General features: G+C 68.3%; 22 protein-coding genes. 7 read left to right on the top strand and 15 right to left on the bottom strand.

Going from position 1 to position 22,860, the window contains the following annotated elements; translation table 11 throughout:
• Nucleotides 1–11: 11 nt before the first annotated feature.
• The 8 genes from rseP to rpsB all read right to left on the bottom strand — a co-directional run bounded on the left by rseP (nt 12) and on the right by rpsB (nt 7,882).
• Nucleotides 12–1,154, bottom strand: a complete 1,143-nt coding sequence (gene rseP, locus Y958_RS08095; RefSeq protein ID WP_088871599.1) for an RIP metalloprotease RseP — start codon at nt 1,152–1,154, stop codon at nt 12–14.
• A gap of 208 nt (nt 1,155–1,362) precedes the next feature.
• Complete coding sequence (locus tag Y958_RS08100; RefSeq protein ID WP_088871600.1) at nt 1,363–2,577, bottom strand: 1-deoxy-D-xylulose-5-phosphate reductoisomerase; 1,215 nt, start codon at nt 2,575–2,577, stop codon at nt 1,363–1,365.
• Nucleotides 2,568–3,452: a phosphatidate cytidylyltransferase gene (locus tag Y958_RS08105; RefSeq protein ID WP_244909232.1), complete on the bottom strand. Its 885-nt coding sequence runs from the start codon at nt 3,450–3,452 to the stop codon at nt 2,568–2,570. The genes Y958_RS08100 and Y958_RS08105 overlap by 10 nt, the downstream gene beginning before the upstream one ends.
• A complete protein-coding gene (locus Y958_RS08110; RefSeq protein WP_004271863.1) occupies nt 3,439–4,176 on the bottom strand; it encodes an isoprenyl transferase in 738 nt (245 codons plus the stop codon). The genes Y958_RS08105 and Y958_RS08110 overlap by 14 nt, the downstream gene beginning before the upstream one ends.
• Nucleotides 4,177–4,239: 63 nt before the next feature.
• Nucleotides 4,240–4,797 (bottom strand): ribosome recycling factor, encoded by a 558-nt coding sequence (frr, locus tag Y958_RS08115; RefSeq protein ID WP_088872557.1) that lies wholly within the window; start codon nt 4,795–4,797, stop codon nt 4,240–4,242.
• 2 nt (nt 4,798–4,799) lie between these two features.
• The gene (gene pyrH, locus Y958_RS08120; protein ID WP_276328573.1) at nt 4,800–5,522 is read right to left on the bottom strand and encodes a UMP kinase; all 723 of its coding nucleotides are present in this window, start codon (nt 5,520–5,522) and stop codon (nt 4,800–4,802) included.
• A 383-nt stretch (nt 5,523–5,905) separates the two neighbouring features.
• Nucleotides 5,906–6,823 (bottom strand): translation elongation factor Ts, encoded by a 918-nt coding sequence (tsf, locus tag Y958_RS08125; RefSeq protein ID WP_040843522.1) that lies wholly within the window; start codon nt 6,821–6,823, stop codon nt 5,906–5,908.
• Nucleotides 6,824–7,102: 279 nt separating this feature from the next.
• A complete protein-coding gene (gene rpsB, locus Y958_RS08130) occupies nt 7,103–7,882 on the bottom strand; it encodes a 30S ribosomal protein S2 (RefSeq protein WP_040843524.1) in 780 nt (259 codons plus the stop codon).
• A 257-nt stretch (nt 7,883–8,139) separates the two neighbouring features.
• Here rpsB and Y958_RS08135 point away from each other — a divergent pair, with 257 nt between their 5' ends.
• Nucleotides 8,140–8,724, top strand: a complete 585-nt coding sequence (locus Y958_RS08135) for a hypothetical protein (protein WP_088871602.1) — start codon at nt 8,140–8,142, stop codon at nt 8,722–8,724.
• Nucleotides 8,725–8,730: 6 nt separating this feature from the next.
• On the opposite strand, the gene Y958_RS08140 is transcribed toward Y958_RS08135, so the two are convergent.
• A complete protein-coding gene (locus Y958_RS08140) occupies nt 8,731–9,621 on the bottom strand; it encodes a LysR family transcriptional regulator (protein WP_088871603.1) in 891 nt (296 codons plus the stop codon).
• A gap of 106 nt (nt 9,622–9,727) precedes the next feature.
• On the opposite strand from Y958_RS08140, the gene attM reads away from it, so the two are divergent.
• Nucleotides 9,728–10,519: an AttM family quorum-quenching N-acyl homoserine lactonase gene (attM, locus tag Y958_RS08145; RefSeq protein ID WP_088871604.1), complete on the top strand. Its 792-nt coding sequence runs from the start codon at nt 9,728–9,730 to the stop codon at nt 10,517–10,519.
• On the opposite strand, the gene Y958_RS08150 is transcribed toward attM, so the two are convergent.
• Nucleotides 10,510–11,424, bottom strand: a complete 915-nt coding sequence (locus Y958_RS08150) for an alpha/beta fold hydrolase (RefSeq protein WP_088871605.1) — start codon at nt 11,422–11,424, stop codon at nt 10,510–10,512. The genes attM and Y958_RS08150 overlap by 10 nt on opposite strands.
• A 111-nt stretch (nt 11,425–11,535) precedes the next feature.
• Between Y958_RS08150 and Y958_RS08155 the strand changes: the two genes are divergently transcribed.
• The 3 genes from Y958_RS08155 to Y958_RS31885 all read left to right on the top strand — a co-directional run bounded on the left by Y958_RS08155 (nt 11,536) and on the right by Y958_RS31885 (nt 14,703).
• Nucleotides 11,536–11,991 (top strand): winged helix-turn-helix transcriptional regulator, encoded by a 456-nt coding sequence (locus Y958_RS08155; RefSeq protein ID WP_088871606.1) that lies wholly within the window; start codon nt 11,536–11,538, stop codon nt 11,989–11,991.
• A gap of 84 nt (nt 11,992–12,075) precedes the next feature.
• Complete coding sequence (locus tag Y958_RS08160; RefSeq protein WP_186291117.1) at nt 12,076–13,890, top strand: DUF4153 domain-containing protein; 1,815 nt, start codon at nt 12,076–12,078, stop codon at nt 13,888–13,890.
• Between the two features lie 192 nt (nt 13,891–14,082).
• The gene (locus Y958_RS31885) at nt 14,083–14,703 is read left to right on the top strand and encodes a hypothetical protein (protein ID WP_425600659.1); all 621 of its coding nucleotides are present in this window, start codon (nt 14,083–14,085) and stop codon (nt 14,701–14,703) included.
• A gap of 6 nt (nt 14,704–14,709) precedes the next feature.
• Here the strand turns inward: Y958_RS31885 and Y958_RS08170 are convergent, their stop codons facing one another.
• Nucleotides 14,710–15,636 carry an AraC family transcriptional regulator gene (locus Y958_RS08170; RefSeq protein WP_088871609.1) on the bottom strand — a complete coding sequence of 309 codons (927 nt, stop codon included), beginning with the start codon at nt 15,634–15,636 and terminating at the stop codon, nt 14,710–14,712.
• A 151-nt stretch (nt 15,637–15,787) separates the two neighbouring features.
• On the opposite strand from Y958_RS08170, the gene Y958_RS08175 reads away from it, so the two are divergent.
• Entirely contained in the window at nt 15,788–16,831 is a 1,044-nt protein-coding gene (locus Y958_RS08175; protein WP_088871610.1) for an SDR family oxidoreductase, read from the top strand.
• A gap of 42 nt (nt 16,832–16,873) precedes the next feature.
• Here Y958_RS08175 and Y958_RS08180 read toward each other — a convergent pair whose 3' ends face one another.
• Together Y958_RS08180 and Y958_RS08185 are read right to left on the bottom strand one after the other, a co-directional pair.
• Nucleotides 16,874–17,770: an SDR family oxidoreductase gene (locus Y958_RS08180; protein WP_088871611.1), complete on the bottom strand. Its 897-nt coding sequence runs from the start codon at nt 17,768–17,770 to the stop codon at nt 16,874–16,876.
• An 18-nt stretch (nt 17,771–17,788) separates the two neighbouring features.
• Entirely contained in the window at nt 17,789–18,682 is an 894-nt protein-coding gene (locus tag Y958_RS08185; RefSeq protein ID WP_088871612.1) for an SDR family oxidoreductase, read from the bottom strand.
• A 93-nt stretch (nt 18,683–18,775) separates the two neighbouring features.
• Between Y958_RS08185 and Y958_RS08190 the strand changes: the two genes are divergently transcribed.
• Nucleotides 18,776–19,618 (top strand): helix-turn-helix transcriptional regulator, encoded by an 843-nt coding sequence (locus Y958_RS08190; protein ID WP_088871613.1) that lies wholly within the window; start codon nt 18,776–18,778, stop codon nt 19,616–19,618.
• Here the strand turns inward: Y958_RS08190 and Y958_RS08195 are convergent, their stop codons facing one another.
• The gene (locus Y958_RS08195) at nt 19,619–20,806 is read right to left on the bottom strand and encodes an arabinose transporter (protein ID WP_088871614.1); all 1,188 of its coding nucleotides are present in this window, start codon (nt 20,804–20,806) and stop codon (nt 19,619–19,621) included.
• A gap of 413 nt (nt 20,807–21,219) precedes the next feature.
• On the bottom strand, nt 21,220–22,803 hold the full coding sequence (locus Y958_RS08200) for an ABC-F family ATP-binding cassette domain-containing protein (RefSeq protein ID WP_088871615.1): 1,584 nt from the start codon (nt 22,801–22,803) through the stop codon (nt 21,220–21,222).
• Nucleotides 22,804–22,860 lie beyond the last annotated feature (57 nt).

Below are 22,860 nucleotides of genomic sequence, written 5' to 3' on the forward strand. Positions count from 1 at the left end.
ATTTCCCCCGGTCAAACTTTGGAAATCAGAGACTTAACGAAACTGCCCACACCAAAGTGGATCAGATCGTTCCAAGTGGCGAAAATCATGAGACTAAGTACCAAAGCCAGGCCGATCCGGAAACCATATTCCTGAGCGCGCTCGCCCAGGGGACGGCCCCGCAAAGCTTCCAGGCCATAGTACATAAGATGCCCGCCGTCCAGCATGGGGACGGGGAAGAGATTGATCAGGCCCAGGTTCACCGACAGCACGGTCATGAACCAGATGACCTGGACCAGGCCCAACTGTGCCATCTGCCCGGACATCTGCACGATGCGCAGCGGCCCGCCCAGATCCTCGGTGCCATGGCTACCCGCGATCATTTGGCCCACGGCGTCCAGCGTGCCGGTGATCAGGGCCCAGGTCGCCTTGCACGCCGCCCACACGGCGTTCAGCGGATCGCGGCGGTGGTATTCGTCCTGCCCGCGGATGACGCCCAGGCGGCCGATACGGCTCTTGTTGCCGAAGCGGTCTTCCGATTCCACGGCGCGCGGCGTGACGCTCAGATCCATCTGCGCGTCGCCGCGCTGCACCTTCACATCCAGCGTCACATCCGGACTGATGGCGATGATCTGCTGCAGATCCTCGAACCGCTCGATCTTGTGGCCGCCCAGTTCCAGCACGCGGTCGCCCGCCTGCAGGCCGGCTACGGCGGCGGCGCTGTCGGGCTCCACCTGTTGCAGCACGGCGGGCGTGTAGGGCTGGCCGTAGAACATGAACAGCAGCGACAGGGCCACGATGGCGAATAGGAAATTGGCCATGGGGCCCGCCACCACGATGGCGGCGCGCTGGCCCACCCGCTTGTAGTGGAAGGATACGGCGCGCTCTTCCGGCGTCATGGAGCGGGTCTCGGCGCCGGGCCGGCTGGCGGCGTCGGCGTCACCGAACATCTTCACGTAGCCGCCCAGCGGGATCAGGCTGAACTTCCAGCGCGTGCCGGCGCGGTCGTTGAAACCCCAGATTTCCGGACCGAAGCCGATGGAGAACACATCCACCCGCACGCCGTTGCGGCGCGCGATGTAGTAATGGCCGAATTCGTGCACGAACACGAGGACGGTCAAGACCACCAGGAAGGTGCCCCCATAGGTGCTGGCGTAGTTCACGATCTGATGCATCGTCCCAAACTCCAATAACACCCCCTCCTTCAGGGCTTTCCCGCCTCACCCCGCCTTCCGGCGCGGAAACTGGGACACGCATGAGAAGAGGGCCTGTTTGCCTGGTCGCGATGGTGCGCCGCCTTGGTGAACAAAACGTCACCAGCGGCGGCTTCGCAACCTGGCCGGCAGGCCCCGGTCATCCTTGAACGGCCGGGACCCCCGTTTCCTATCGCGCCTGAATCGCTTCAGCCGCAACCCGCCGCGCAACGGTATCGACTTCGCGCACATCGTCCAGTGAATTAAGGCGGGAATGCGGCACCGTCGTCATCGTGTGCTCGACAATACGCTCGATATCCAGGAAGCCGATGCGGCCATCCAGGAAAGCGGCCACGGCCATCTCGTTGGCGGCGTTCATGACGCAGGCGGCGCAACCGCCGGCCCGCATGGCCTCGCGCGCCAGGCGCAGCGCCGGGAACTTCCCCGGATCGGGCGCGTAGAATTCCAGATGGCCGGCGGTCACCAGGTTCAGGCGATCACCCGGGGTGGCGATGCGGTGCGGCCAGCCCAGGGCCACGGCGATGGGCGTGCGCATGTCCGGCGTGCCCAGCTGCGCCAGGACGGAACCGTCGACATATTCCACCAGGCTGTGCACCACCGACTGCGGATGGACCAGCACGTCGATCTTATCCTCGGGCATGCCGAACAAATGGTGGGCCTCGATGACCTCCAGCCCCTTGTTCATCATGGTGGCGCTGTCGACCGAGATCTTGGCGCCCATGTCCCAGGTGGGGTGGGCCACCGCCTCCTTCACCGTGGCGCGGGCCATGTCCTCACGCGTCTTGTTGCGGAAAGGGCCGCCCGAGGCGGTCAGGATCAGGCGGCTCACGCCCTCCACCCGCTCGGAGTCGAAGACCTGGAAGATGGCGCTGTGCTCGCTGTCCACCGGCAGCAGGGTGGCGCCGTGGCGCTTCACCTCTGCCATCATCAGCGACCCGGCGCAGACCAGCACCTCCTTGTTGGCGAAGGCCACGGTGGCGCCCCGGCGCGCGGCGGCCAGCGTCGGTTCCATGCCGGCGGCGCCCACGATGGCGGCCATGACCCAGTCCGCAGGCCGCGCGGCGGCGCCCACCACCGCCTGGGCACCAGCGGCGACCTCGATGCCGGTGCCGGACAGCGCGTCCTTCAGGGCGGCGTAGTGGGCCTCATCCGCCACCACGGCGGCCTTGGCGCGCAGCTCCTTGGCCTGGCGGGCCAGCAGATCCACGTTCTTGCGGGCCACCAGCGCCTCGACCTGGTACTTCTCCGGATCGGCCGCGACCAGCTCGACCGTGTTGCAGCCCACCGAGCCGGTGGAGCCCAGGATGGTCACCGTGCGCGCGGCGGGAACGGCGGCGGTCGCCGTCTCCGGCGCCACAACGGCCTGCAGGGAACTCACCACCATGACCCATTCTCCCCAATCAGGGCGTGGAACAGCGCGAACACCGGCGCCGCCATGACCAGCCCATCAATGCGATCCAACAATCCGCCGTGCCCGGGGATCAGCGAGCCGCTGTCCTTCACGTCACACCGGCGCTTCATATACGATTCGAACAGGTCGCCCGCCTGGCCCACCACCGCGATGACGGCCGCCACCAGGGCGCCGGCGCCGGGCGAGGACACGGTGGCCAGCGGCGACAGCGCCAACCCTACCAAAGCCGCGGCCGCCATGCCGCCCAAAAGGCCTGCCCAGGTCTTCTTCGGGCTGATGCGTGGCGCAAGCTTGGGGCCGCCGATGGCCCGGCCGGCGGCATAAGCGCCGATGTCGGTGGCCCAGATGGCCAGCAGCAGGAACAGGAACAGCCAGGGGGCGTCGGGGCCCGCCCGGTTGCGGATCCAGTCCAGCGCCAGGCAGCCGCCGCCGACGTAGGGCACGATCAGCGCGAACAGGATGGGCGCCGGCAGCCGGCCGGCGGTGCCCCCCTCGTTGGCCTCCGCCTCCGGCGCGTGCGGGTGGCCGCCGGCGGCGGCCCACCACAACAGCGCCGTCTGCGCCGCCAGCAGGACCAGGCCATAGAGCGGCCCAGCCACGAACTCGCCACTGAGGGTGACCAGGATGGTCATCAGCCCCATGGTCGTGGCCCAGGGCTGGCGCCCCGGCACCACCAGGCGCAGCCATTCCAGACCGGCGATGACGGCGACCGCCACCAGCACCAGCTGAAAGACGAGGCCGCCCAGCCATACGGCCACCAGGACCGGGGGCCCCAGGACCAAAGCGGAGAAGATACGGGTCTTCAGATCACCCGGCAGCTTGGCCAACAGCCCTTCAGCGCGTTCCAACCGTTGCCCCATACCGGCGGTCGCGCCGATGGAATTCCTGGATGGCGTCATCCAATTCCTGGCGACCGAAATCCGGCCACAGCGTTTCAACGAACACCAGCTCCGCATAGGCCATCTGCCACAGCAGGAAGTTGCTGATGCGCTTTTCCCCGCTGGTGCGGATCACCAGGTCCGGATCGGGGATGTCCTGGGTATAGAGCGAGGCGCCCAAGCTTTCCACCGTCACCTGGTCGGCCGTCATGCGCCCGGCCTTCACCTCTTCCGCCAAATGGCGGGCGGCGTTGGCGATTTCCTGGCGCGAGCCGTAGCTGAGCGCCATCACCAACGTCAGGCCGGTGTTGTTCGCCGTCAGGGTCTCGGCGTTCCGGATCAGCGTGACGATGTCGGGCGCCAGGCGCGACCGGTCGCCGATGATGCGCAGCCGCACGCCGTTCTTGTGCAGGGTGGCGATCTCACCCCGCAGGTAGAACCGCAGCAGGTGCATCAGTTCGCTGACCTCACCCTCGGGCCGGCTCCAGTTCTCGGACGAGAAGCTGAACAGGGTGAGGTAGGACACGCCCAGTTCCCGCGCCGCCTCCAGCACACGCCGCACCGCCTCCACGCCTTTTTTGTGGCCGGCGGTGCGGGGCAGGCCCCGGCGCGTCGCCCAGCGCCCATTGCCATCCATGATGATGGCGATATGGGCGGGCGGGCGGGCGTTCAGGAGCACTGCGGCACCGGACATGGGACTCTCGAAGAAACAGGAACCGGGGACGGGTAGAAATGAAAGCGAACCTGGAACGCCACCTCAGATCTGGGTGATGTCCTTTTCCTTGGCCGCGAACGCCTCATCGATCTTCTTGATGTGCGCGTCGGTCAGGGCCTGCACCTTGTCCGACCACGTCTTGTGCTCGTCCTCGGACAGGTCGCCGTCCTTCTGCAGCTTCTTCAGGTGGTCCATGCCGTCGCGGCGCACGTTGCGCACGGCGACGCGGGCCTGCTCGGCATACTTGTTGGCCACCTTCACCAGTTCCTGGCGGCGTTCCTGGTTCAGGTCCGGGATCGGCACGCGGATGGTGTTGCCATCGGTCTGCGGGTTCAGGCCCAGGCCGGCCTCGCGGATGGCCTTCTCGGTGGCCTTCACCATGCCGCGGTCCCACACCTGCACGGTGATCAGGCGGGGCTCAGGCACGCTCACGGTGGCGACCTGGTTCAGGGGCATGCTGGAGCCGTAGGCCTCCACCTGCACCGGATCCAGCAGGTTGGCCGACGCGCGGCCGGTGCGCAGGCCGGCGAATTCCTTGCGCAGGTTGTCAACGGCGCCATCCATGCGCCGGCTGATGCCATCGATATCGGGGGCGGCCACGTTCAAGCCTCTTCTTCCGTAATGATCGTGAAATGACCCCTTCCATCCATGACTTCGGCGAAACCGCCTTCCTGATGGATGGAAAAGACGAGAATAGGAATGTTGTTCTCACGCGCCAGCGAAATCGCCGTCGCGTCCATGACCTGCAGGTCGTTGGACAGCACGTGCAGGTAGCTCAGGGAACTCAGACGCTCGGCCGTGGGATCCTTCTTCGGATCGGCGGTGTAGACGCCATCCACCTTGGTGCCCTTCAGCAGGGCCTCGCAGCCCATTTCCGAGGCGCGCAAGGCCGCGGCCGTATCGGTGGTGAAGAAGGGGTTGCCGGTGCCGGCGGCGAAAATCACCACCCTGCCCTTTTCCATGTGGCGCACGGCGCGGCGGCGGATGAAGGGCTCGCACACACTGGCCATGGGGATGGCGGACTGCACGCGGGTGGGCACGTCGATGCGCTCCAGCGCGCTCTGCATGGCCAGGGCGTTCATCACGGTGGCCAGCATGCCCATGTTGTCGGCCGTGGCGCGTTCCATGCCCGACGCGGCGCCCGAGATGCCGCGGAAAATGTTGCCGCCGCCGATGACCAGGCAAACCTCGACCCCCATCTGGACGACGGTCTTCACCTCGTTGGCGACGCGGTTGACGACCTTCTGGTCGAGACCGAATTCACGGTCCCCCATCAGCGCCTCGCCCGAGATTTTCAATAGCACGCGTTTGTATCGGGCAGCCACGGGGTCAGGTCCTCTCGCCAGTTGGTGGGCCCGGCGGCAAGCCGGGTTGGGAAGCCACGAGTGTCCGGGGTCAGATCCGGGTTAGCTCTACTGCAAACTTGCCCCCGCCGCCAAGTCTGGCGTTGCGGGAAGGCAGCACAACAGAGCCCCGAATTGTGCCGTCAAAATGACGCCGGGCCCGAGGCACACGAAAGAGCGGCGCGGACGATCACGCCGGCGGCCACTCTACTCACCTGGAATTGTCAGGAAAATCGCCATCCGGGGCTGACACAGAAATGGTGCCGGGGATGGCCTGGGGGCACCGCCATGGCAGGGGTACCCAAGAAACCGGCGCGCCCATCACTGGACGCGCCGGCCTTACTCAACTCAAGTCGGCTGTGGGATCAGCGCGCCATCGAGGCCACTTCGGCCGCGAAATCGCTCTCTTCCTTCTCGATGCCGTCGCCCAGCACGAAGCGCACGAAGCCGGTCAGCTTCACCGGGGCGCCCACGTCCTTGGCGGCGTTCTCGACGACCTTGCGGATCTTGGTCTCCTGGTCGATCACGTAGACCTGCTCCAGCAGCACCACTTCCTCGTAGTACTTGCGCAGGCGGCCTTCCACCATCTTCGCGATGATGTCCTCGGCCTTGCCCGAGGCGCGGGCCTGGTCGGCCAGCACGTTGCGCTCACGGTCCAGGGCGGCGGTGTCGACGTCGGCGATGTCCAGAGCCTCCGGACGGGCGGCGGCGATGTGCATGGCGATCTGGCGACCCAGCTCCTGCAGCTTGGCCTTGTCGCCGGTCGACTCCAGAGCCACCAGCACGCCGATCTTGCCCAGGCCGCCGGTCAGGGCGTTATGGACGTAGGTGGCGACGACGCCGTCGGTGACCGACAGGCGGGCGGCGCGGCGCAGGTTCATGTTCTCGCCGATGGTGGCGACCAGGTGGGTCAGCTCTTCGGCGACGGTGCGGCCGTTACCGAAAGCCTGGCCCTTCAGGGACTCGACGTCGGCATCGGCCAGGGCCAGCTTGGTCACGCCGGACACCAGGGCCTGGAACAGGTCGTTGCGGGCGACGAAGTCGGTCTCGGCGTTGATCTCGACGGCGGCGCCGACGGTGCCCTGGGAGGCGACGCCGACCAGGCCCTCGGCGGCGACGCGGCCGGCCTTCTTGGCGGCGGCGGCCAGGCCCTTCTTGCGCAGCCAGTCGACGGCGCCCTCGATGTCGCCGGCGACCTCGTTCAGGGCCTTCTTGCAGTCCATCATGCCGGCGCCGGTCTTTTCGCGCAGCTCCTTAACGAGCGCAGCCGTAATCTCAGCCATCTTCGCCTCTCTCATCACGTCAGGGCGGACGGGCGTCCGCAGGGATTTTGATCAGGGATCGGAGGGACGTCGCCGTCCGCATCCGGAAATTCGTGGGGTCGCCACCCCGGTGGGGGCCACCCATATGACAGCCGCCCCGAAGCGGGGCGGTGGTCGGCCGGGAGCGGGATGGTTTGACGCACCCCGCGAACCCGGACAGTCCAAGGGCACCGCCCCGGACAGCAAGCCGGCCGGACCGGAACCCCTGAAGGAGCCCCGGCCCGGCCGTTCGCTTAAGCCTTAGGCCTCGGCCGCGACTTCGGCTTCCTCGGCGGGGATCTCTTCCACCGGAGCCTCTTCCGAAGCGCCGACGTCGATGCCCGAGGCAGCCATCTCAGCGTGCAGGCCATCCAGCACGGCGCCGGAAATCAGCTCGCAGTACAGCTCGATGGCGCGCAGGGCGTCGTCGTTGCCGGGGATGGGGAAGGTCACGCCGTCGGGGTTGCTGTTGCTGTCCAGCACGGCCACCACGGGGATGCCCAGCTTGTTGGCTTCCTGAACGGCCAGCGACTCCTTGTTGGTGTCGATGATGACCAGGATGTCCGGCAGGCCGCCCATCTCCTTGATGCCGCCCAGCGCCCGCTCCAGCTTGTCGCGGTCACGGGTGCGGTTCAGCAGTTCCTTCTTGGTCAGGCCGGCGATCTGGCCGCCCAACAGCTCATCCATCTCGCGCAGGCGCTTAATGGACTGGGAGATGGTCTTCCAGTTGGTCAGCATGCCGCCGAGCCAACGGTGGTTGACGTAGTACTGGCCGCAACGACCAGCAGCCTCGGCCACCTTCTCCTGGGCCTGGCGCTTGGTGCCGACGAACAGGACGCGGCCACCGCCGGCCACCACGTCACGCACGGCCTGCATGGCGCGGTGCAGCATGGGCACCGACTGCTCCAGGTCGATGATGTGCACGCCGTTGCGCACACCGAAGATGTACGGGGCCATCTTCGGGTTCCAGCGACGGGTGTGGTGACCGAAATGAACGCCGGCTTCCAGCAGCTGGCGCATGGTAAAGGTAGGCATAGCCATGAAACGGAACCTTTCTCCGGTTTGGCCTCCGTGGGCAATGCCCCTTGGCCACCTGGCCTTGAGACACCGGAAGCGGACCGCCCAGATAATAAGGACGCCCCGCAAGCCCACGTGTGGGATTGACGATGGCCGGTGTGATACTCCGCCGCCCCGGCGATTTCAACCCCGAAGCGCGGGCGCCCGCCCTGCGGGAACGAAAGGGGTCCCCCGCGCCGGGCGCTTGGCAGTACCGGGCCCCCACGCCTATGGTGCGGCCCATGTTCGCCCCCACCGACTTCCCCGCTGAGTCCCCTCTGGCGGAGGCCCGCGCCGCGCTGGCCCTCAGCTATGCCGACCTGGGCCTGGCGCCGCCGGCCATCACCGCCGTCGCCGCCGGCGCCCTGCCGGACGCCGTGCGCCCGCGCCTGGACCATGTCGACGGCATGACGGCGGCCCTGGCCCGTCACGCCGGCGGCCCAGTCAGCGTCAACGTCCAGGCCCGCACCCGTGACCAGGGTCCCGGCCTCGACCGCCTGCGCCGGCTCGTCATCCTGGCGGCGCGCACCGACGGCCGCCCCCTGGCCCTGGGCCTGCTGAGCGTCGACCTGCTGGCCCTGCCCCCGTCGGTGGCGGCGGAAGCGCTGGCGGAAAAGACGCCCTTCGGCACCCTGCTGGCTGATGCTGGCCTGCCCTTCCTCAGCCGGCCGCGGCTGTTCTTCACCCTGGCGGCCGACGCGGCATTGGTCCGCCTGCTGGGCGGGACGGAGGGCGACGCGCTCTATGGCCGCCTGGCCCACCTGGCCTTCACCCTGCCCGGTGCCGAGCGCCCCGTGGCCCGGGTGGTGGAAATTCTGCGACCCTGAACAGAGTCACAGCAGCGCCGGCAGTTCCTGCCGCAGCAGTTCCAGCACCATCCGCACCTTGGGCGGCACCTGGCGGCTGACGGGATAAAGCGCGTGCAGGTCGAAGCCCGGCACCGTGTACCCGGGCAGCAGCGGCACCAGTCGGCCCGCCGCCACATCCGCCGCGCACACCGGCGCCTGCAACACGCCGATACCGGCCCCGCCCAGCAGCAGGGCATGCGCCGGCCGCCAGTGGCCGAGGCTCATGCGTATCCGTATCGGCGCGGCGATGGCCGTGCCGTCATTGGTCATCAGCGGCAATCGGCCGTTGGCGAACAGGCCGCCGACCCGCACGAAGTCATGCCCGCCCAGATCCTGCGGCCCCGCCGGCGCGCCGCGGCGCTCGACATAGTCGGGCGCGGCCACCAGCAGGCGGCGGACATGGCCCAGGGGCCGGGCGACGAAAGCCCCCTCCCCGCTGTCGCCCAGCCGCAGGGAGAGGTCCACCCCCTCCGTCACCGGGTCCACGACGCGATCATTCAGCACCAGGTCGATATCGAGTTCGGGGTGCGACTGGCGCAGGCGCAGCAGGATGGGCGGCAGCAGCACCTCGCCCACGCCATGGGGTGCCGCCAGGCGCAGGGTGCCGCGCAAAGGCTGCTCCCGGCCCACCGCGGCGACCGCGTCGGCCGCCGCCTCCAGCGTCTGCCGGGCGCGTTCGTAGAAGACGGCGCCGGCATCGGTCATGGACAGGGAACGGGTGCTGCGCAACAGCAGGCGGCTGCCCAGATGGGCCTCCAGCCGCTCGATGCGTTCGCTCACCGCCGGCTGGCCCATGCCGAGGTCGCGGGCGGCGGCCGACAGGCTGCCCCGCTCCACCACCCGGACATAGACGCGCATCGCCAACAGCAGATCCATGGCGACGAGCCTATCGGATTTCCCGATGAAAGTAATCAAAAGACTGTGCCTACCAGTCCATATGCCGATGAACGACACAGGGAGCCTCCCATTCCGAGGAATTCCCATGAGTGATATCCGCCTCTACTTCTTCCAGTCCGGCACGCAGCGCTGCAAGGTGCACGACATCCGCATGAACCAGGGTGGCGGCGCCGACTACGAGATCCCGGTGCCCTGGTTCCTGCTGACCCACCCCAAGGGCAACGTCCTGCTGGACGGCGGCCTCGCGGCCGAAGGGCTGTCGGATCCGCGCGGCTATTGGGGCGGCACAGTCGACATCTTTCGGCCGGTGATGACGCCGGAACAGGGCTGCGTCGCCCAGCTGGCGGCGCTGGGCCTGGCGCCGGGTGACATCCGTTATGTCGCGCTGTCGCACCTGCATTCCGACCATACCGGCGCCATCGGCCGCTTCCCCCACGCCACCCATATCGTGCAGCGGCGGGAGTATGAATACGCCTTCACCCCCGACTGGTTCGCCGCCGGCGCCTATGCCCGCCGGGATTTCGACCGCCCCGGCCTGGACTGGTGCTTCCTGGAAGGCGACGCCACCGATGGTTTTGACCTGTTCGGCGACGGGACCTTCCGCCTGGTGTTCACGCCCGGCCATTCGGTGGGCCACCAATCCTTCCTGATCACCCTGCCCCACAGCGGCGCCTGGCTGCTGGCGGCCGACGCCGTCTACACCCTGGACCATTGGAATGAGAAAGCGCTGCCGGGCTTCCTGGCGTCCGCCGTGGACACCGTCCGGTCCGTGGCCAAGCTGCGCGCGCTGGCGGAGCGAACCGGCGCCACGCTGGTGCCGGGCCACGACCCGGAGGTGTGGCCCCGCTTCCGGCTGGCGCCGGGCTATTACGACTGACGCAGAAAGTCGGCGATCAGCCGGGCGATCAGGTCCGGCGCATCCTCCAGGCAATAATGGCCCACGCCGGGCAGTTCATGAACGGCGGCGGCGGGGAACAGGTCGCGGAACAGCGGCAGGAAGTACCGCGCCTGCAAGGTGCGGTCCGCCATCCCCCAGATGGCCAAGGCGGGCCTGGTTCGGATGGCGCGGATGGCGGCCGCGTCCGGCACCTCGAAACGATGCATGCCGGTAGCGAATCCCTTGGTCCAGCCGATAGCGCCCAGGCAGTCCGCCGGGGTCGCGAAGGGCGCGCCATAGGCCGCCAGCCAGGCGTCGGTGATGATGCTGTGGTCCTCGAAGCCGTTGAGTTTCAGCGTGCTGAGGATGGTGTAGCCCAACTGGCCCAGCACCGTTTCCAGGCTGCCGTCCGCCTGCGCCTTGAGTATCCACTGGAACCAGGGCGCCGTCGCGGCATTGGCCAGCAGCCGGTCAACCTGGTCGGCCTGGCCGAAGGAGACGGGACCGTTGGCCGAGATCACCCGCTTGATGCGATCCGGATGGCGGGCGGCCAGTCCCATGCCCATCGGCCCGCCGAAGTCGTGCAGCACCAGGGTGATGTCGCGCAGATCCAGTGCCAGGACGAAGCGCTCCAGGTTGTCGATATGGTCCTGCAGCCAATAGCTGCGATCCGGCGGCGTGGCGCTTTTGCCGAAGCCCATATGGTCGGGCACCACCACGCGATACGTGGGGCTCAATGCCCTGATCAGGTGGCGGAACAGGTAGCCCCAGGTGGGTTCCCCATGCAGGCACAGCACCACCTCGCCCTTCCCCTCATCCACATAGTGCATGGGAAAGCCGGGGGCGTCGGTGACATGGGGGGCGAAGGGAAAGGTGCCGTCGAAGGTGGCGTCGGCGGGGATCATCGTGGTCACTCCGATATGGTTTCAAATTAAAACCAATCGAGACGTACCGCTTGAGGTTTTAATTTGCAACTATTATATCCAGGCCGTCATCGGCATGAGGGGGAGACCGCCATGGTCAAGCGCACCAGCCACCAGGACTCGCTGTGCGGCGTCGCCCGGCCGCTAGACGCCATCGGCGACGGCTGGTCGCTGCTGATCATCCGCGACGCCTTCGACGGCCTGCGCCGCTTCGGAGAGTTCCAGAAGAATTTGGGCTTGGCCAAGAACATCCTGGCCGCCCGCCTGCGCGCCCTGGTGGCCCACGGCATCCTGCAGGCGGTGCCCGCCGCCGACGGCGGCGCCCATCAAGATTATGTGCTGACTGCCAAGGGGCGCGGCCTGTTCCCGGTGCTGGTGGCCCTGCGCCAGTGGGGCGAGGACCATTTCTTCACCGCCGACGAACCGCACGTGCGCCTGCTGGACAAGCACACCGGCCTGCCCCTGCGCCGCCTGGAACCCCAGGCCCAGGATGGCACCCTGCTGGCACCGGAGGACACCGTGGTGCGCTTCCCGGTGGAAAATCCTTAAACCCTGCATCGCTTCTGCACAAAAGCCCGCTTAAGCTGGCGGCAGCGATGAGGCGGTGGGGTGGTTATGGCGACAGACGGTACAATGGCGGCGACCGCACGGGCGGCGGACCGCGTCCCAAACGTTTTCTTCACCCGCCTGATGGTGGCCCTAATCCAGGCGGTGGGGCTTTACCTGCTGGCGGAGGCGGCGACCAAACCGGCGACCTGGCCCGCGACCGTGCCCGACCTGTTCACGCCCCTGGTCATGGTCGTGTCCCTGGTCCCCCTGCTGATCCTGCTGGGGGCGGGCCAGATCACCCGGCGGCCGCTGGCGCTTTGGATCCTGGTCGCGACCGTGATCGTCGCCGGCCTCGGCTATCATGCCGCAGCGCGCTTGCAAAGCTCCCTGCCCGCGATAGGTATGTCCCTGCTGCTCGGAAGCCACTTCGATTTGATATACGTGGCCGGCGGCCTGTTTATCGCCCACACGCTGGTGGTGGACGCCATCATCGAGCGGCGTTGGCGCCCCAGCTATCCGCGCCATTTTGACACGGCCTGGAAGCAAGGGGTGCAGGCGGCCCTGACCGTGGTCTTCGTGGCTGTGTTCTGGGGTGTGCTTTATCTCGGCGCCGGCCTGTTCAATCTGCTGAAGATCACCTTCTTCGAACGGCTGATCCAACACGACTGGTTCGCCATCCCCGCCACCACCTTGGCCATCGCGGGCGCCGTGCACATCACCGACGTGCAGCCCGCCCTGATCCGGGGTGCCCGCGCCCTGGCGCTCACCCTATTCTCTTGGTTGCTGCCGCTGCTGGCGGTTATCGTCGTGGGTTTCCTGGGCAGTCTGCCCTTCCTGTCCCTGCAGCCGCTGTGGCAGACCCATTTCGCCACCCGCCTGCTCATCATGGCGGCGATACTGCTGATCTTCCTGATCAACTGCTGCTACCAGGATGGTGCGGTGGAGCGCACCGCCATCGCCGCCAAGCGCTGGGCCGGCACCGTGGGAGCGCTCGCGCTTCTGCCCCTGGTGGCGCTGGCCGCCTGGGCGCTGGGCTTACGGGTCGGACAATACGGCTGGAGCGTGCAGCGCGTGGTGGCGGCGGCCTTTATCCTGGCCCTGGCCGTCTATACCGCCGGCTACGTCCTCGCCGTGGTGCGCGCGCCCAATCCGCGCGGGGCCCAGTGGCTGCGTTTGCTGGAGATCACCAACCATGTCTCCGCCCATTTGGTACTGATCCTGCTGCTGGCCCTGCTGACGCCTGTCGCCGATCCCGCCCGGCTGATGGTGGCCGACCAGATGGCCCGCCTGCGGGCAGGCACCCTGCCCCCTGAGAAGCTGGATCTGGTCGCCTTACGCTTCGACGGTGCCCGTTGGGGCCAGGCGGCGGTGGAATCCTTGCGCACCGCGACCGACAGCCGCTGGAGCGACGAGCAGCGGGAATCCCTGCACTCCGCCGCAGCAGCCGTGCTGATCAGGAAGGACCGCTACGCCGCCCACGGCGACCGGCCGTCGACGGCAATGGAGCTGCTTCAGTATGTAACCGTCTATCCGGCGGGCCGTACCTTGCCTGCGGGCTTCATCAGCGCCTATATGGCAAGCGGGCACGTCCGCGACGGCAACGGGTGCGCCCGTGGGGATGCCGAATCCTGCAACGCCTTCCTGGTCAGGCTGCAACCGGATCTGCCTGAGGCTGTGATCATGCAGGAGAACGGGTACAGCGACGCCCTCCTGTATCAACCGGACGAGGCCGGTACCTGGCATCTCACCGGCAATCTCATGCTCGCCCCTGGTTGCCGATCCATGCGCGATGCATTGAAAAATGGCCAGATCACCCCGACACCCCATGTCTTGCCGGACCTTATGGCGGGCGGCATCCGCCTGACCATCACGCCGGCCAGCAACAAATGCCCCGAATAGGGATTGCTGGCTGACGGGTCAGGAACATCCCCGCCGCCAATCCGCTTCTGACAGGGGGGCGGCAACAGAGAGCTGGCAACCGGGGAGGCGTCGCTGCGCAATATCGACTTCAGCTCCTGGCAGAACGTCGTCGTCACACTGCTGGGCCTGGCGCTGGTCACCCTGATCGGCGTGGGCATCCGGCTGGTGGTGATGTCCACCGTTCAACAGCGGCGGGAGCGCATGAACCGCCAGATCAATGAGCGGCTGCGCACCCTGATCGCCGCCTATCGCACCCTGGGCGGGTCCTTCACCGGCGATCTCTCGGTGAATCCGGCCCATCTGCGCGATCTGCGGCCGCCCCCGCCGGTACGGGTGCCGGCGGACGGCGACAAGGCGGCCGCCGTACTGGACCTGACGCCGGAGAACGCCGGCGGGTCGGACCGGGCGCGGCGCATCCGCGACGCGGTGGAGGCCGCCCTGGCCGACATCCTGCTGCTGGGCACGCAAGAGCATGTGCGTCTGGCGGAGCGCGCGGCACGGGAACTGGTGGCCGGCCATCTGGTCCATACCCAGGAACTGGTCGTCTCCCTGCGCGCCTTCATCCGCCAGGCCCTGGACCTGGACCCCATTCCTCCTGGCCTCGACATCCCCATGCAGGGCCCGGCCCGCCCCTCCGCCGGCCCCGGCAAGGGCCCCGGCAAGAGCAACGACGACCGCCAGGGCGACAAGGGTGGGGACAAGAACGGCGGGGGCATGGGGATGGGGATGGGCGGAGGGGGTGGCGGTGGCTTTAGCTTTGGCGCCCCCGAGGAGCACGAGGACCGCGCTTGAGCCCCCTTATGCGGACACGCGGACGGTGTCCCGATACGCCTTGGGCGAGTTGCCCGTCACGCGCTTGAAGGCGGTGCTGAACGCGCTTTCGGAGCTGTAGCCCAGCGACTGCCCGATCGTCGCCACGGGGGTGGCCCCCTCGCGCAACGCCCGTTCGGCCAGCCGCATGCGCCACTCGGTCAGATACGTCAGCGGCGCCACGCCCGCGACGGTCCTGAAATGCAGCGCGAACATCGTTCGCGACATGGCGCACGCCCTGGCCAGTTCATCAAGATGCCAGGCGCGGGCGGGGTCACCATGCATCAGCCGGAGGGCGGGCGCCAGGCGGGGGTCGCCCAGCGCGCGCAACCATCCGGCCGGCATGGGCCCGGACGTCTTGAGATGGGCCCGCAAAATCTGGATGAACAGCAACTGGGCCAGTTGCGCCGTCACCAGTTGCGTGCCCGGCAGGTCAGCGCGCCGCTCCGCCACCAAGTGGTCCAGCAGCCAGCGGAAGGCCGTCGCCTGCGGTGAGGCCGCCGGCACGTGAATCCACGGCGGCAGGACATCCGCCAGCAGCCGCCCGCTGGCCGGGTCGAGCAGGACATGGCCGCCGATATGGGCGAAATCATCGCCCTCACCCACCGTCACCGGCGTCGTCCTGTCGGTGCGGGAAAACAGGCTCATGGCATCGACAGGCGCGACATCCAGGTCACTGGCCAGCACGAAGGACCGTTTGGCCGACAGCAGGCCCACGTCGCCGGTCTCGAAATGAACCGGCGCCGCCTCGCCCTCGATGCGCACCCAGCAACGGCCCTTCACCACGGCGAAGAACTTGATCTTGTCCGGGGCCGGGAACCGGATGGCCCATGCGCCGCCGCCCGTGAAGCCGCCGGTCACCAGCGATTCCGCGCTCGTGAACTTAAGGATGTCGGAGAAAGGGTCGGCGCTCATTTCCGTACTATCGCGAAAGCATCACGGACGTTCAAGCATTCACAGTCCGGACACCGCCCCCTACCTTGGGGCTGAGGACAAAGAGCGCCCGTTGACTGGGCGTCGTCAAATCATCGCCCCTCATCATCAGGGCCCCTCTCGGAAAATCGACATGAATGACCAACTGATCCTCGTGACCGGCGGCACGGGTTTTATCGCCCAGCACTGCATCCTGGCAGCGCTGAAGGCCGGATATCGCGTGCGAACCACCGTCCGCTCCCTGTCACGGGAGGCCGAGGTACGCGCGCACCTCAAGGTCGGCGGGATCGAGGCGGGCGACCGCTTGACCTTCGTCGCCGCCGATCTCACTGCCGATAAAGGCTGGGCGGAGGCCGTCGCCGGCTGCACCTATGTCCTGCACGGCGCTTCGCCCACGCCGACGGGCGAGCAGGTCAGCGAGGACGATTGGATCAAGCCGGCCGTCGAGGGCAATTTGCGGGTCCTGCGCGCCGCGCGGGACGCCGGGGTCAGGCGGGTGGTGCTGACCTCCGCCTTCGGCGCCATCTGCGCCGGGCACAAGGCCATGGGCCGGCCGTTCAACGAGACGGATTGGAGCGACCTGACGGGCGCCGTCTGGCCCTACCAGAAATCGAAGACGCTGGCTGAACGGGCGGCCTGGGATTTCATCGCGCGGGAGGGGCGCGGGCTGGAGCTGTCGGCCGTCAACCCGACCGCCGTCCTGGGCCCCGTGCTGGGCGCCGACTATTCCCACTCCATCGGCCTGATCCGCAACATGATGAACGGGCAGCCGGGATGTCCGAAGCTCAATTGCGGGATCGTCGATGTGCGGGATGTGGCGGACCTGCACCTGCGCGCCATGACCCATGCCGCCGCCAACGGTGAGCGCTTCCTGGCGATTTCCGGTGAAAGCCTGTGGATGATCGATATCGCCAGGGTGTTGCGGCGTCGCCTGGGGGCCGCCGCCGCCAGGGTACCGACGCGGGTGCTACCCAACTGGCTGGTCCGCCTGATCAGCCTGAAAAACCCGGTCATGAAGGGGGCAATCACCCTGCTGGGCGTCAACCTGAACGCCACCAGCGAGAAGGCGATACGATTGCTGGGCTGGGCGCCCCGCCCCGCTGAGGAAGCCATCGTGGCAACCGCCGAAAGCCTGATCCGGCTGGGCCTGCTTCCCGGAACGAAACAGGCGACGTAAGGATGGATCGGGTCGTCCCACCCCTACGCCGCCCTATCCGCATCAGTGACCGGACAGCTCCAGCCGCTCCAGGTCGCTGATCAGGCCGGGCCCGGTGGGGTGCCAACCCAGCACCTCGCGCGTCCAGGCGCTGGAGGCCGGCATGTCGAGGCCGGCGAACATGGACAGCCAGCCGAAATGGGCCGGCGCCTCTTCCGGGGGAATGGACTTGACGGGCAGGTCCAGCCGGCGGCCGATGGCCGACACGATGTCGCGGATCGCCACGCCCTCCTCCGCCACCGCGTGGTATTTCGCGTTGGGCTCGGCCCGCTCCACCACCAGCCGGTACAACCGGGCGACGTCCAGCACATAGGCGGACGGCCAGCGGTTCAGGCCCTCACCCACATACACGCATTCCCCCTTCTGCCGGAACATGCCGATCAGGGGGGTGATCAGACCTTGGGTGATCGGGTCGTGGATCTGCGGCAGGCGCACCACCGACACATTGATCCCCTCCGCCGCCAGGGCGGCCGCCGCTTCCTCCGACGCCGCCCGGGGGTGGACGTTCGACCCGACGATGGCGTTGCCCTCCTTCGCCGGCTCACCTGGAACGGTGTTGGCGATGGGCGTGCCGGAGGTGATGACCAGGGGATGGTCGGTGCCGGCCAGAGCCGAGCCCAGGGCCCGGATCACCCGGCGGTCATCCTCGCAGTTGGCCACGAAGCGGGAGAAGTCGTGGTTGAAGGCCAGATGGATGACGCCGTCGCATTGGGCGGCGCCGCTGCGAAGGCTGTCCTCATCCTCCAGCGACCCTTGGTGGACTTCGGCGCCGGTAGCGGCCAGGGCGGCGGCCTTCTCCGGCAAGCGGCAGAGGCCCAGCACCTGGTGGCCGGCCGCGATCAGATCCTTCACCACGGCGGAACCGATGTTGCCGGTGGCGCCTGTCACGAACACACGCATGGTCCGGATATCCTTATCTTAAACGGTGAAATAGGCGGGGTGGTCGAGATCGGCCAGCAAGCCGGGCTGAGCCGGCGTCCAGCCCAGCAGGGCGCGGGTGTGGGCGCTGGCGGCCGGGCAGTCGATGGCGGCGAAACGGGTGAACCAGCCGAAGTGCTGGGCCGCCTCCTCCGCCGTCTGGGAAACGACGGGGACGTCCAGCCGCCGGCCGATGACCGCCGCGATGTCCCTGAACGGCACGCCCTCTTCCGCGATGGCATGGAACGGGCCGCCCTCGGCTCCCCGTTCCAGCGCCAGGCGGAAGACGCGGGCCGCATCCACGCGGTGCACGGCCGGCCAGCGGTTCAGGCCCTCGCCGATATAGGGGGAGACGCCCTTTTCGCGCGCCAGCTGGATCAGGCGCGGAACGAAGCCATGATCGCCGTGGCCATGGACCGAGGGAGCCAGCCGCACGGCCGTCACCCGCACGCCGTTGGCCCTCAACGCCGCCGCGGCCGCTTCCGGATTGCGGGGGAAGGCCTCGGACTCCGGCCGGATTGGGGTCTGCTCCGTGGCCAGGGTCCCCGGCGCCAGCAGGGCGACACCCGAGGTGACGACCAGTGGCCGGTCGCTGCCCACCAGCACCTCACCGATGGCGGCGATGGCGCGCCGCTCATCCGCGCCATTCTGCGCGAAGTTGGTGAAGTCGTGGTTGAAGGCCAGGTGGATGACGCCGTCGGCCTGTTCGGCGCCGCGCTTCAGGCTTTCCAGGTCTTGCAGGCTGCCATGATGAACCTCGGCGCCGGCCGCGGCCAAGGCGGCCGCCTTGTCGGGCGCGCGGCATAGGCCCAGCACCTGGTGCCCCGCCGCAATCAGGTCGGCCACCACGGCGGCGCCGACCCATCCCGTGGCGCCTGTCACGAATACACGCATCTGCGTCGTCTCCAAGTTTCGCTGAAGACAACTCTCGACGCCCGCTCTATCCTGGTAAAGTAGTGACCTTATCATAGTAAAATGGCTAACAGGATGAGCGAGCCACTGACCGCCGACAGTCCGGGTGACAACAAGTTGGGTGACTACCTGCGCGACCGGCGCACCAAGCTGGACCCCGCCGCCCTGGGCTTCCCGGCGGAGCGGCGGCGCACCGCCGGCCTGCGCCGGGAGGAGGTGGCGCAACGCGCCAACATCAGCCCCACCTGGTACACGTGGCTGGAACAGGGCCGGGGCGGCGCCCCCTCCGCCGATGTGCTGGACCGCATTGCCCGCGCCCTGATGCTGACGGAGGCGGAGCGGGAGCATCTGTTCCTGCTGGGCCTGGGCCGCCCGCCCGAGGTGCGTTATCGCCGAAACGACAGCGTAACGCCCCGCCTGCAACGCGTGCTGGACGCGCTGGACCCCAGCCCCGCCCTGATCCGCACGGCGACCTGGGATGTGGTGGCCTGGAACCGGGCGGCCACCGTCATGCTGACCGATTACGGCGCCCTGCCGCCGGAGCGGCGCAACATCCTGCGCATCCTTTTCCTGGACCCGCGTGCCCGCGCCGTTCAGTACGATTGGGAAAGCGTAGCGCGTTTTGTCCTGGGCGCCTTCCGCATTGACGCCGCGCGGGCGGGGGCCGCCGCCGAGGTGGAGCCGCTGGTGGAAGAGTTGTGCCGCCTCAGCCCCGAATTCGCCACCCTGTGGCGCGAGAACGGGGTTGTCAGCGCACCGCATGAGGCGGTGAAGCACATCCGCCATCCCGTCATCGGCCCCCTCGCCTTCGAATACACGGCCTTTGCGGTGGATGGCCGGACAGACCTCACCATGACGGTCTACAACCCCGCCACGGCGGAGGACGCCCAGCGCATCCAATCGCTGATGCGGTCGTGATCACGCCATCTCGGCCACCCGCGCGCGGCGCAGGTAAAGCGACAGGACCACGCCCAGCCCCGCCGCAGCCCCACCCACCAGGAAGACGCTGCTATAGCCGGCGCGATCGGCCAGGAAACCGACCAGAGGACCTGTCAGGCCGTAGGCCAGATCCTGGAAGGCGGTGAAGCCGCCCAAGGCCGTGCCGCGCAGGTGCGGGGGCACCAGGTGCACCACCTCCCGCCCCATGGACGGGAAGATCATGGAGCAGCCCAGGCCGGTCATGAAGGCGCCGGCCAGCGCGAGGATAGGGTCATGGGCGCTCCACACCAGGAACTGGCCCGCGGCCTCGACAGCCAGCGAGCCGGTGGCCACCAGCAATCCGCCGATGCGGTCCGGCAGGTGGCCGAACACCACCCGCATCAGGACGAAGCCGCCGCCGAACGCCGTGAGGCCCAGGCCGGCGTAGTCCCACATGCGGCTCAGAAAATAGAGGGCGAAGAAGGCGCCAATGGCGGCGAAGCCGATGCCCTGCAGGCAGACGATCAGCCCGTGCAGCCAGATGCGACCCATGACGCCCACAAAGGACGGGCGGGCGGCCTGGGGATGCGGGGCGATGCCGGCCAGGGGCCAGATCGCCAGCAGCCCCAGGCAGGGCAATGCGGCGCTCACCGCCATGGCGCTGGCGAAACCGGCACGGTCCAGCAGCGCCAGGCCGATGGGTCCGCCGACGGCCAACGCGCCATAGATGGCAGCACCGACAAGGGACAGGACCTTGCCCGTGCGCTGGGGACCGGCGATGCCGATCCCCCAGGCGACGACGCCAACCCCGGCGAAACTTTCCCCCAGGCCCAGCAGCACACGGCCGGCCAACAGGGTGAGGAAGGCCGCCACCGGCCTGTCCTGCAGCAGGCCCGCGCTCAGGGACACCAGGCCGCCCACCCCGTAGAGGACCAGGCCGCGCGCCACGGCCGCCTTGGCGCCCCGCCGGTCGGACAGGCCGCCCGCCGGCCCCCGGCTGAGGATGGCGGTGAGAAAAGTCATGCCGGTGCCGAGACCAGCCCAGGCATTGTCCAACCCCAGCTGCCCGGTGACATAGACGGGCACGGCCGGAAGGGGGATGGCGACACAGAGGTAGGACAGGAAGAGGATGGCGATCAGCAGCGGCAGGCGGCGCTGCGCCGGATCACGCGACGGAATGGATGCCATGGAAACGCTCCGGGCTCTTGCCCAGGCCGGCACGCGCGGCAACGCACGAGCCGTCCGGTGGGACGGTCGATGCGTTGGTTGACGTGGAACGCTTACGGCCGCCTTGGGGAGCGGCATCAGGAGAGGCACGTCGCCGTGCCGTGCTGAAAATACGACGACTTCGTCACATCGCCTAGTCGCATTGCGGCAGTGTCTGAGGCGGCAAGGGCAAGCCGTTATTTTTACGAACAGAACAGACCAGATTCATTCCGATTTCGAGTCTTCGCCGCCCCTGTTGTCGCGCCAGTGCTCAGCTTTCCAAAGGCGGGCGACCGTAGCGCGGCACAAACGGGCGCCACCACACACTTGACATGAGGAGCGCCCGGCAAGGTATTGTATTTGAATTTAATTCCAGTAGCAGCTCATCCAATTTCTCAAACACCCAGAACCAGTCGCCGGGTGATGCCGATGGCTTGAAGGAAGGCGGGGTCATGGCTGACCACCAGCAGGGCGCCGTCATAGGCGCGCAAGCCCGCCTCCACCACCTCGATGGCGTCGATGTCCAGATGGTTGGTGGGCTCATCCAGGATCAGCAGGGGCGGCGGCGCCCCGCCACCCAACACGCAGGCCAACCCGGCACGCATCAGTTCGCCACCGCTCAGGCTGGCCACCCCCTGCAAGGCCGCGTCGGCACGGAAACGGAACCGGGCCAGGGCGGCACGGCAGGTGTTCTCGGTGGCGCCGGGGTTCAGGCGGCGAAAGTTTTCCAGGACGGACAGCGCCGGATCCAGCACGCCCACCCGCTGGTCCAGCAGCGCCATGCCGGTGTAGACCCGCACGGCACCGGACCAGGGTGCCAGGCGGCCGGTCAGTACCGCCAGCAGGGTGCTCTTGCCCGACCCGTTGGGGCCCTCCACAGTCACCCGCTCGGGGCCCGTCACCGTCAGGGACAGGCCATCCAGGATGGGGCGCCCCTCCGCATAGCCGGCGGTCACCGCCTCCAGTGCCAGCGCCACCTTCTGGGCCGGCAGGCGGGTGGAGGCCAGGGTGATGGACAGGGGCTGCAGCACCTCGATGCGGGCGCGGGCCGCCGCCGCCGCGTCCTCCGCCTGGGCGCCTCGGGCATCGGCCAGGCGGGCGCCGGCCCCGGCGCTGCGCTCGGCATTGTCCTGCCGTTGCCCCAGCAAGATGCGCGGCATGTCACCCTTGTCCGCCTTGCGCCGGCCGGCACCGTCGCGTCGCGCCTGGCGCTCCACCGCCTCCTGCGCCCGCCGCGCGGCATCGGCCACGCGTTTCTCCGCCTCATCCAGGTCATGCCGGGCCGCCGCCAACTCCTGGGCCTTCAAGGCGCGGTAGCGGCTCCAGCCCCCGCCGTAGCTTGTGGCGCCCAGGGAGGTCAGCTCGACGATAACGTCCATGCCCTCCAGCAGGGCGCGGTCGTGGCTGACGACGATGGCGCCGGCCTTCCATCCGCCCAGCAGGGTCGCCACGGCGGCGCGGCCCTCCGCGTCCAGATTGTTGGTGGGCTCATCCAGCAGCAGGAAGTCCGGCTCGGCGAACACCAGGGCCGCCAGCGCCACCCGCGTCCGCTGGCCTCCCGACAAGGTCGCCAGCGGTGTCCCGGGCGCCACGTCCAAGGCCAGGCGCGCCAGCGCGCCCTGCAGCCGTGCCTCCAGTGTCCAGTCGGCATCCCCCAGTTCATCCACGGTCGCGATACCCTGCTCCGCCCGGCGCAGCAGCGCCAAGCCGTCGGCCACGCCGAACAGATCGGCCACGGTCTCGTCGGCACACGGGTGCACGCCCTGGCGCAACACGCCCAGGGTGCCCGGCACGGTCACCGCACCCGCCTGCGGCGGCGCCGCCCCGGCGATCAGCGCCAGCAGCGTGGATTTGCCCACGCCGTTACGCCCGACAAGGCCGGTGCGCTGGGGTCCGAAACTGAGGGAGAGATGGGAGAAAAGCCGGCGCCCGTCAGGCGTGGCCCAGCTGAGATCGGCAAGCGTGATGGTGGCAGGCATGATGGATATCCCCGAAGACGGAACGAAGGCTCGTCGTGTTCGGGCGGAAATCCATGA

It is taken from the genome of Nitrospirillum viridazoti CBAmc (genome assembly GCF_000730165.1).
Lineage (GTDB): Bacteria > Pseudomonadota > Alphaproteobacteria > Azospirillales > Azospirillaceae > Nitrospirillum > Nitrospirillum viridazoti.

What these genes read in the sequence shown, in the direction of transcription:
- Y958_RS08150 (WP_088871605.1), bottom strand. Translation starts at nt 11,424, where the DNA reads ATGATCCCCGCCGACGCCACCTTCGACGGCACCTTTCCCTTCGCCCCC.
- Y958_RS08110 (WP_004271863.1), bottom strand. Translation starts at nt 4,176, where the DNA reads ATGTCCGGTGCCGCAGTGCTCCTGAACGCCCGCCCGCCCGCCCATATC.
- attM (WP_088871604.1), top strand. Translation starts at nt 9,728, where the DNA reads ATGAGTGATATCCGCCTCTACTTCTTCCAGTCCGGCACGCAGCGCTGC.
- Y958_RS08100 (WP_088871600.1), bottom strand. Translation starts at nt 2,577, where the DNA reads ATGGTGGTGAGTTCCCTGCAGGCCGTTGTGGCGCCGGAGACGGCGACC.
- Y958_RS08155 (WP_088871606.1), top strand. Translation starts at nt 11,536, where the DNA reads ATGGTCAAGCGCACCAGCCACCAGGACTCGCTGTGCGGCGTCGCCCGG.
- Y958_RS08190 (WP_088871613.1), top strand. Translation starts at nt 18,776, where the DNA reads ATGAGCGAGCCACTGACCGCCGACAGTCCGGGTGACAACAAGTTGGGT.
- rpsB (WP_040843524.1), bottom strand. Translation starts at nt 7,882, where the DNA reads ATGGCTATGCCTACCTTTACCATGCGCCAGCTGCTGGAAGCCGGCGTT.
- Y958_RS08180 (WP_088871611.1), bottom strand. Translation starts at nt 17,770, where the DNA reads ATGCGTGTGTTCGTGACAGGCGCCACCGGCAACATCGGTTCCGCCGTG.
- Y958_RS08160 (WP_186291117.1), top strand. Translation starts at nt 12,076, where the DNA reads ATGGCGGCGACCGCACGGGCGGCGGACCGCGTCCCAAACGTTTTCTTC.
- Y958_RS08185 (WP_088871612.1), bottom strand. Translation starts at nt 18,682, where the DNA reads ATGCGTGTATTCGTGACAGGCGCCACGGGATGGGTCGGCGCCGCCGTG.
- rseP (WP_088871599.1), bottom strand. Translation starts at nt 1,154, where the DNA reads ATGCATCAGATCGTGAACTACGCCAGCACCTATGGGGGCACCTTCCTG.
- Y958_RS08195 (WP_088871614.1), bottom strand. Translation starts at nt 20,806, where the DNA reads ATGGCATCCATTCCGTCGCGTGATCCGGCGCAGCGCCGCCTGCCGCTG.
- Y958_RS08135 (WP_088871602.1), top strand. Translation starts at nt 8,140, where the DNA reads ATGTTCGCCCCCACCGACTTCCCCGCTGAGTCCCCTCTGGCGGAGGCC.
- Y958_RS08200 (WP_088871615.1), bottom strand. Translation starts at nt 22,803, where the DNA reads ATGCCTGCCACCATCACGCTTGCCGATCTCAGCTGGGCCACGCCTGAC.
- Y958_RS31885 (WP_425600659.1), top strand. Translation starts at nt 14,083, where the DNA reads ATGTCCACCGTTCAACAGCGGCGGGAGCGCATGAACCGCCAGATCAAT.
- tsf (WP_040843522.1), bottom strand. Translation starts at nt 6,823, where the DNA reads ATGGCTGAGATTACGGCTGCGCTCGTTAAGGAGCTGCGCGAAAAGACC.
- Y958_RS08170 (WP_088871609.1), bottom strand. Translation starts at nt 15,636, where the DNA reads ATGAGCGCCGACCCTTTCTCCGACATCCTTAAGTTCACGAGCGCGGAA.
- Y958_RS08175 (WP_088871610.1), top strand. Translation starts at nt 15,788, where the DNA reads ATGAATGACCAACTGATCCTCGTGACCGGCGGCACGGGTTTTATCGCC.
- Y958_RS08140 (WP_088871603.1), bottom strand. Translation starts at nt 9,621, where the DNA reads ATGGATCTGCTGTTGGCGATGCGCGTCTATGTCCGGGTGGTGGAGCGG.